General features: G+C 43.1%; 8 protein-coding genes, 1 pseudogene and 1 CRISPR repeat array. All 9 genes and pseudogenes read left to right on the top strand.

Going from position 1 to position 8,053, the window contains the following annotated elements:
* Positions 1–279: 279 nt before the first annotated feature.
* The gene (casA, locus tag N7974_RS19550) at positions 280–1,854 is read left to right on the top strand and encodes a type I-E CRISPR-associated protein Cse1/CasA (protein WP_262967218.1); all 1,575 of its coding nucleotides are present in this window, start codon (positions 280–282) and stop codon (positions 1,852–1,854) included.
* Positions 1,854–2,408 carry a type I-E CRISPR-associated protein Cse2/CasB gene (casB, locus tag N7974_RS19545; RefSeq protein ID WP_262967217.1) on the top strand — a complete coding sequence of 185 codons (555 nt, stop codon included), beginning with the start codon at positions 1,854–1,856 and terminating at the stop codon, positions 2,406–2,408. The genes casA and casB overlap by 1 nt, the downstream gene beginning before the upstream one ends.
* An 11-nt stretch (positions 2,409–2,419) precedes the next feature.
* Positions 2,420–3,604: a type I-E CRISPR-associated protein Cas7/Cse4/CasC gene (gene cas7e, locus N7974_RS19540; RefSeq protein WP_262967216.1), complete on the top strand. Its 1,185-nt coding sequence runs from the start codon at positions 2,420–2,422 to the stop codon at positions 3,602–3,604.
* Positions 3,605–3,615: 11 nt separating this feature from the next.
* Complete coding sequence (gene cas5e / locus N7974_RS19535) at positions 3,616–4,398, top strand: type I-E CRISPR-associated protein Cas5/CasD (protein WP_243218084.1); 783 nt, start codon at positions 3,616–3,618, stop codon at positions 4,396–4,398.
* Positions 4,398–5,270, top strand: a complete 873-nt coding sequence (gene cas6e, locus N7974_RS19530; RefSeq protein ID WP_262967215.1) for a type I-E CRISPR-associated protein Cas6/Cse3/CasE — start codon at positions 4,398–4,400, stop codon at positions 5,268–5,270. The genes cas5e and cas6e overlap by 1 nt, the downstream gene beginning before the upstream one ends.
* The gene (locus N7974_RS19525; RefSeq protein WP_243218082.1) at positions 5,263–5,565 is read left to right on the top strand and encodes a DUF2442 domain-containing protein; all 303 of its coding nucleotides are present in this window, start codon (positions 5,263–5,265) and stop codon (positions 5,563–5,565) included. The genes cas6e and N7974_RS19525 overlap by 8 nt, the downstream gene beginning before the upstream one ends.
* Before the next feature lie 15 nt (positions 5,566–5,580).
* A pseudogene (locus tag N7974_RS20845) lies at positions 5,581–5,652 on the top strand (type I-E CRISPR-associated protein Cas6/Cse3/CasE); the annotation flags it as partial.
* 626 nt (positions 5,653–6,278) lie between these two features.
* Positions 6,279–7,190, top strand: a complete 912-nt coding sequence (cas1e, locus tag N7974_RS19520) for a type I-E CRISPR-associated endonuclease Cas1e (RefSeq protein ID WP_262967214.1) — start codon at positions 6,279–6,281, stop codon at positions 7,188–7,190.
* On the top strand, positions 7,171–7,461 hold the full coding sequence (gene cas2e / locus N7974_RS19515) for a type I-E CRISPR-associated endoribonuclease Cas2e (RefSeq protein WP_243218080.1): 291 nt from the start codon (positions 7,171–7,173) through the stop codon (positions 7,459–7,461). The genes cas1e and cas2e overlap by 20 nt, the downstream gene beginning before the upstream one ends.
* A gap of 100 nt (positions 7,462–7,561) precedes the next feature.
* A CRISPR array of direct repeats spans positions 7,562–8,017; the repeat unit is 29 nt; unit sequence GCGTTCCCCACACCCGTGGGGATGAACCG.
* Positions 8,018–8,053: the final 36 nt, after the last annotated feature.

The raw sequence follows: 8,053 nt of genomic DNA, 5'->3' as shown, positions 1-8,053 counted from the left end.
AGTCTTTTCGTCCCCGTCTAGTCAGTGGATTAAGGACTTTTTGTTCGTCCAGGTAAGTCGCCAGCTTACCGTGAAGATGCAGAAAATCTTCTGGTGACAGGCCGACAGTCCTTAAAAATTCTTCAGGTTTGTGTCTTGGTAATTGGGTATAAGGAGTCATGGCTATCCGTGTTTTCAGAGGTAGATCGCTATTTTAACCTTATAAAGGCCAAATTCTATGTCGATTATTTAGGAAAGATGTCTAGTGTATAAACGGCTTTTGAAAGCCAAGGAGAACACATGAATTTAATGACTGACCACTGGATACCCGTTATTCGTCAAAATGGACAACCGGACATTATCGCCCCGTGGCAAATTACTGAAGTAGATAATCCAGTTGTTGAAATTACTGCATCAAGGCCAGATTTTCAGGGCGCTTTGTACCAGTTGTTAATCGGTACGCTGCAAACCTGTTTTGCGCCAGAAGATGAAGATCAATGGCTTGATTATTGGCAGCAATCGCCTGAACCGGATGAATTGCAGGCCTGTTTAGAAAAGGTTGCGTTTGCGTTCGAGTTGGATGCTGTCGATGGCCCTGCATTTTTGCAGGATTTTGATTTGCCCGATGGAGAAACTAAAGGTATTTCGGCATTATTGATCGAATCACCGGGTGGAAAAACACTTAAAGATAATCTTGACCACTTCGTTAAGCGCGATCGCGCCAATCAGCTTTGTCCAAGTTGTACTGCAACAGCTTTATTTACGCTACAAACCAACGCGCCTTCCGGTGGCGTTGGACATCGTGTAGGACTTCGCGGCGGTGGGCCGCTAACAAGCTTAATTTTTCCAAAAGACCCATCGGCCACTTTATGGCAAAAACTTTGGTTGAATGTGTTGAACCAAGAGGAACTGGAACCTGCTGAAAAAATCGATTCAAGCATCTTGCCTTGGCTGGGTAAAACCCGTGTTTCCGAAAAGGGTAAAATCACCTCGCCAGCCGAGGTTCATCCATTGCATGCGTACTGGGGAATGCCGCGTCGTATCCGCTTGACGACAAAAATAGCCAATACTGACTGCGATTTGTGTGGCAATCATGCGGAGCTTTTATATCAGGCCTATCGAACAAAAAATTATGGCACTAACTATGATGGTGCCTGGATACATCCTTTAACGCCTTATCGTTTCGACTCGAAAAAAGTTAATCTCCCGTTATCTTTGAAAGGACAACAAGGTGGCTTAGGTTATCGGCATTGGCTAGGTATCACTTTGCAAGATAATGATAACGGCGATAAAGCGTCAAAAACCGTACAGTTATATAACCAAGAACGTGGCAGAATTATAAGTGACAGTGGCGCAGTTTCACTTTGGTGCTTTGGTTACGATATGGACAACATGAAAGCAAGGTGTTGGTATGAATCAAGATTCCCCATCTATTACCTTAGCGAAATGCAACGTAACAATCTGACTGATTGGGCGGCTGAGTTTGTTAATGCGGCCAAAGAAACAGTCAAAATGCTACGTGAAGAAGTGAAATCAGCCTGGTTTAGTCATCCGAAAGATGCTAAGGGTGATATGAGCCAAATTGACGCGCAATTTTGGCAAGCCACAGAAATGGATTTTTACCGTTTACTGGAGCAACTGGCGATGCTGCCGGAGGATACGCGAATGGCACCGAGTGAAATTTACGCAAGCTGGCATGAAACCCTTAGAAAACAGATGAATCATGTTTTTGAAACGGCAACCTTGGCATCAACACCGGAAGATCTTAATTTAAAGCGGATTGTGACTGCGCAAAAAGCCTTACGCATTAAATTTTATGGCAACAAAATTATTAAAGCACTTAAAGCAAAAGCTAAACCAGAGGAGGCAGCCTGATGAGCGAAGACTACTATTTTTTAAATACAGCGGAACAACACGCCTTACAAAGTTGGCATATAGGGTTGGACGATAATCGCGGTGACCGCGCTCGGTTACGTCGAGCAGAAAGCCCGGAAGATATTTTATTAACGGATGCATTTTTTCATTTCTTGGCAAAAATGCCTGAAATGTTTCCTCAAAAATTGCCTCAAGATCAGAAATTATATGTTTCTGCGGCTATTGCTGGTTTACTTTCACAGGTTAAGAAGGGCGATACGCCATTCAGCTTTGCCAAGCAGTTGGCAACGCCAATGAAAGACAAAAGCAAGGCTCCCATGAGTGAATTACGTTTTCAGCAATTACAAAAAAGCCCAACCACCGATGATTTTTATCGTCGTATTATCAGAGCCATTAAATTACTGGGTAGTAATGTCAATATTCTTTCGTTAGCCAACGATATTATTCATTGGCATAAAGAGTTTGAACATCAGCTTGATAGACATCCATCTAACCGGCTGGCGGTTCGCTGGGCCACCGATTACTTCACTGCTTTACCTAAAAAATCTGACTAAGGAGAGACTACATGAGTCGTTTTATACAATTACATTTACTAACTGCTTATCCGCCTGCCAATTTGAATCGTGACGACCAAGGCAGTCCAAAAACTGCAAAAATGGGCGGTTACGATCGCTTGAGGGTTTCTTCGCAGTGTCTTAAGAGAACTTGGAGAACATCAGAGATTTTTGAAGAAACTGTATCGGATGGGAAAAAGGTGAATTTGTTTGAAACAAAAATCCCAGCGAATACTGGTGCACGTTCAAAATCATTTTCAATGGAATGGGTAAAACCGTATTTGCTTAAGCAGAACATTGAAGAAGCTGTTGCTGAAAAATGGTCAAAAGATCTTTGTCGAGCGTTTGGGGCGATGGAAAATGATGAGAACAAACTGAGCCAATTGACTCAAATATCAGATATTGAAGCTAAAGGGTTTGAAAACTTAGTTAATGAAATAGTTAGATTGATAGTTGAAAATAAACAAACTGAATTTACAACTGAACTAGTCGATCTAATTGAAAAAAGAGATCAAAAGAAAAAGAGTGACGATATTAAAAAAGCAAATGTCGTGATTACAAAGTACTTGGCCGACAAAGTATTAACTGAAGGTAAAAGTTCAGTGGACATCGCTATGTTTGGTCGTATGTTAGCTTCCAGTCCTTCTTTTAATATTGAAGCTGCCTGTCAAGTCGCTCATGCCATCAGCGTACATCCAGTGGTGATCGAAGATGATTACTTCACGGCTGTTGATGATCTCAATAATGGCCTTGAAGATGCGGGCGCCGCCCACATCGGCGAAACACGTTTTGCTGCCGGTTTGTTTTATTCCTACATTTGTATCAACCGCGAATTGCTGGTTAAAAATCTGGACGGTAATGAAGATCTGGCAAACAAAGCCATTCGCGCTCTAACCGAAGCAGCGGTTAAAGTCGCTCCCGAAGGTAAACAAAACAGCTTTGCGTCTCGCGCTTATGCCTCGTATGTGCTGGCTGAAAGGGGCAATCAACAACCAAGATCATTATCAATTGCCTACCTTAAACCCATTAATCATCGTGAAAACGAAGATTTCATCGCCGATTCGATTAACGCCATTATCAAACAAAAAGATAGTTTTGATAAAGTCTACGGTGCCTGTGCGGATACTCGCTGTGAGCTGAATGTCTCAAAAGAGCAGGGTACTTTGGCTGAACTGCTGGATTTTGTCGGTCAATAAAGGGGGGCGCTATGGATGTTCTGGTATTTCGTTTATATGGGCCGATGGCAAGCTGGGGTGAAATTGCCGTTGGTGAAAATCGCCACACCGCCAATTACCCTAGTAAATCGGCCATTATCGGCTTGTTGGCAGCCGCGCTGGGCATTGCTCGCGACGATGAAGAAAAACAGCAACACCTGCAACAAGGTTATGCGTTGGCTGTGGAAGTTGTGGCTGTCGGAAATTTGCTGCGTGATTATCACACGACGCAAGTGCCCGACTCGGTAGGTAAGTTTACTTATCGCACTCGACGTGATGAATTGATTTTAGGCAAACAGCGCTTGGGTACTATTTTATCCAGCCGCGAATATCGCACTGATGCATTGGCGCTGGTTGCTGTTCGTACTTTAGCTAATGCTCCTTTTGCGTTGGCTGAAATTCAGGCCGCTTTGTTGGAGCCTAAATATCATTTGTATCTGGGACGTAAATCCTGCCCTTTGGCAGCGCCCTTGCAGCCTCAGCTTATTACTGACCAAGCTAATTATTTTTCCGCATTTAAAGCCTACCAACATAAACCCATGTTGCCGACATCAATCGCAAGTGATGGCACGTTGGCACAACGTGATTATGACTGGTTGGGTCGGCCGAATGATCGCCATTATTACTGGGAAGGACTGCCGGAGGATTTTTCCGATGATACTTTGGCTTTAACTCGGCGACAAACGCGCACACGGCATGATCAACCGTTATCTCGTAAGCGCTGGCAGTTTATGCCGCGCCAAGAGCATTATTTATTTTGTTCGGGAGGAGCGTAATGTATTTTTCCAGAGTTCGCATTCGTCCTAATATTTTTAAATCATCGCAATTAGGTAAAGTGCTGGAAGGCAATGTTTACGGTATTCATCGTCTGTTATGGGATTTGTTCCCGGAAGAAAAGCAAAGAACTTTTTTATACCGCGAAGAAATCGCCCGTGAACAATTGGGAGCATTGCCCACTGTGCGCGGCGAATCTGTTTATTATTTGGTATCGCAAACCAAGCCAATCGAAAATGAGTTATTCAGTGTTGATTTTAAAAATTATCAACCACAATTGGCAGTCTGGCAACATTTGACCTTTGAATGTCGAGCCAATCCAGTGGTGACAAGGCTCGGTAAAAAACATGATGTAGTCATGGATGCACAGCAGCAGTTTTTAAAATTACTGGTTAAAGAATTCAATCTTGAAACTCAGTTGCCAGAAAAACAGGAAAAGAGTGCTTATAAAAAACTTCTTTTGGATAAAGGTGGAGAAGCATTCAGTCAGCGTCTTACTGACATACTACAAGCTGATCCACTTTATGCCGAGAAATTACAGCAGTGCAAACAACTTTCTGAACTTTTGGAATGGGCACTAAAATCCTGTATTGATAGATCTCTTGAAAACTGGTTTAAAAATCAGGGTGAACGACTGGGATTTAAGCTGCTTACTGACGACAATGATTTAAGCAAACTGCAAAACAGTGCTTATCAATGGCATAGTTTGTCTGTAAAAGGGTGTAAAGGTGATAAGTCAGGTTTTAGCTCAGTCGATTTTACCGGTGAGCTACAAGTAACTGATATAGATAAATTTAAGGATGCTTTATTTACAGGTATTGGCAGATCAAAGGCTTTTGGTTGTGGATTGCTACTGATACGGCGATGTGGCTAAAAGCTATGGTTATCAGTGGCTTAATTTGTTGCTGGGTATCTTTTGGCGCTTACAAATGATCTTACAGATAACAAACGTTATTTATCTTCACGATTATCAATTGTGGCTACGTTTTAACGATACTTCAGAAGGCATCGTCAATTTAGAGGATGAACTGTGGGGAACAGTATTTGAACCACTTAAAGACCTGACTTTATTCTGTCAGGTTAAGTTGAATAAAGAATTATCTACTGTGGTTTGGCCTAACGAAGCTGATTTGGCTCCTGAGTTTTTACATGCGTTATTGCAGAGATAATCAGATGATTTCCCTTGTAAAATCAAACAAGGCATCGGCCCTGCCAAAGCTTTTGGGTGCGGTTTGCTTTCTTTAGCCAGGATTTAATTGCAATTGAATTTCATGGGGCAAGTGAAATCTGCCAGCCAACGCTTAATTGTTACGCACGATATGGCTTATTAAGCCAGTGAGCATACTGATTTAGAGTTGCCGGTGATTAAACCTGAGTAGAAAATCCTCAATAGCGCTATTGGAAGAAAGAATAGTGGGTACTAGTCTTCCATTGGCGCGTATGGAAGGCTCCTCCGGAATCGCGTAGGCCATAGCTATCAAGGCATTCAGCGGGTCGTTATTTCAGTAACGTCCCATGCGCGCCAGCGGACTTTCCATAGGCGCTAGTGAACTATCCATACACGCGTTTTAATGATAAAAACAGGACAGCACAAAGCAAAAGCACATGTTGCAACTTAACAATATGGCTGGTATGCATTATTTACAACTTGTTTATATTCAGATAAAGAGGCTTCCTAGCTGTCCAAGTCTGGTTTAATCATTCTGAAAGTCTCTGATGCTGATTTTTATACCCGGATTGTTCATACCGGCGAGGCGGTTCACCAGTTGTTTTTTTTAAATAGTAAGCTGCAGCCGAATACTTTCAACCGTTTGGCTCATTATTAAAATCAGTCTGCCAAAAACTATTCACCCTTTCAAAACCATTTATTGAAGGAATAATTATGCTGCCACCCTTAAAACCTATCACCATGAAAGAACGTGTTTCTATGGTGTTTGTGGAAAAAGGTCAAATTGATGTTAAAGACGGCGCTTTTGTCGTTATTGATGAAACCGGTATTCGTACCCATATTCCCGTTGGCAGTGTGGCTTGTATCATGCTTGAGCCAGGCACTCGAGTTTCGCATCATGCCGTCGCTTTAGCTGCACGGGCAGGGACGTTGTTGGTTTGGATAGGTGAAGCCGGAGTTCGGTTATATGCCGCAGGACAACCCGGTGGAGCAAGGTCAGATCGTTTGTTGTATCAAGCCAAATTAGCTTTGGATGATGATGCTCGCTTAAAAGTTGTGCGTAAAATGTATGAAATTCGCTTTGGCGAAAAACCGCCCGAACGCCGCAGTGTTGAACAGTTGCGAGGTATAGAAGGCTCTCGTGTTAAAAAAACTTACCAATTGTTGGCCAAGCAGGCGGGTGTCGATTGGAAAGGGCGTAATTATGACTATACCCAATGGGAAGCAGGTGATACGTCAAATCGTTGTATCAGTGCGGCGACAGCCTGTCTTTATGGTATTACTGAAGCGGCGGTTTTGGCAGCGGGTTATGCGCCCGCCATCGGATTTATCCACACTGGCAAACCCTTGTCTTTTGTTTACGATATTGCTGATCTGTTTAAATTTGACGCAATTATTCCCCATGCCTTCAAAATTGCTGCTAAAAATTATCATGATCCGGAACGGGAAGTACGGTTAATGTGCCGCGATATTTTTCGGCAAAGTAAAATTCTCAGAAAAATTATTCCTACCATTGAAGAGGTGCTGGCTGCCGGCGAATTTGAACTACCCAAGGCGGCTGAAGAGAATATCGCACCAGCCATTCCTAATCCAGAGAGTATCGGCGATGTTGGTCATCGTAGTTGAAAATGTGCCGCATCGATTAAGAGGTCGATTAGCGGTATGGCTAATCGAGATTCGGGCGGGCGTTTATGTTGGCGATTTATCGGCTAAAGTGAGAGAAATGCTTTGGTCGCAAATTGAACAAGGTATTGAAGAAGGTAATGCAATTATGACTTGGAGTACTAATACCGAATCCGGTTTTGATTTTATAACCTTGGGTAAAAATCGGCGCTTACCCGTCGAGTTTGACGGATTAAAATTGGTTTCTTTTTACCCTGTTGAAGATCAAAAATAAGATCACGCTCTTTAACAATTTAAGGCTAAAAAACAGCTGTTTTTTTGGTGGAAAATAAGAGACCGTTATTTCTTATGATTAACAATATGTTATGATCAGTGCGTTCCCCACACCCGTGGGGATGAACCGTCTGGAGCCAATATAACGTAATCATTTGCGGTGCGTTCCCCACACCCGTGGGGATGAACCGGAGGCTTTCACACAATGATTGATATTTAACTAGCGTTCCCCACACCCGTGGGGATGAACCGCGTAGTTTTGTGGAAACCTGAATATAACGATTGCGTTCCCCACACCCGTGGGGATGAACCGGTAGACCAGCCATGAACACTCTTATAATTGATGCGTTCCCCACACCCGTGGGGATGAACCGCTGGTAAACAAATCAAATCTATTTAGATTATAGCGTTCCCCACACCCGTGGGGATGAACCGCCACCCTGTTCCTCTGCGAATTTTTTATAAAAGCGTTCCCCACACCCGTGGGGATGAACCGGCCGCAAAGAAATATAAAAACGATTGTTATCTGCGTTCCCCACACCCGTGGGGATGAACCGTAATGAGTAGTCAGCCGAATAATCCGCAGCAAGCGT

The organism is Methylobacter psychrophilus (assembly GCF_025583945.1).
Lineage (GTDB): Bacteria > Pseudomonadota > Gammaproteobacteria > Methylococcales > Methylomonadaceae > Methylobacter_C > Methylobacter_C psychrophilus.
This window is presented reverse-complemented; position numbering and strand designations above follow the sequence as displayed.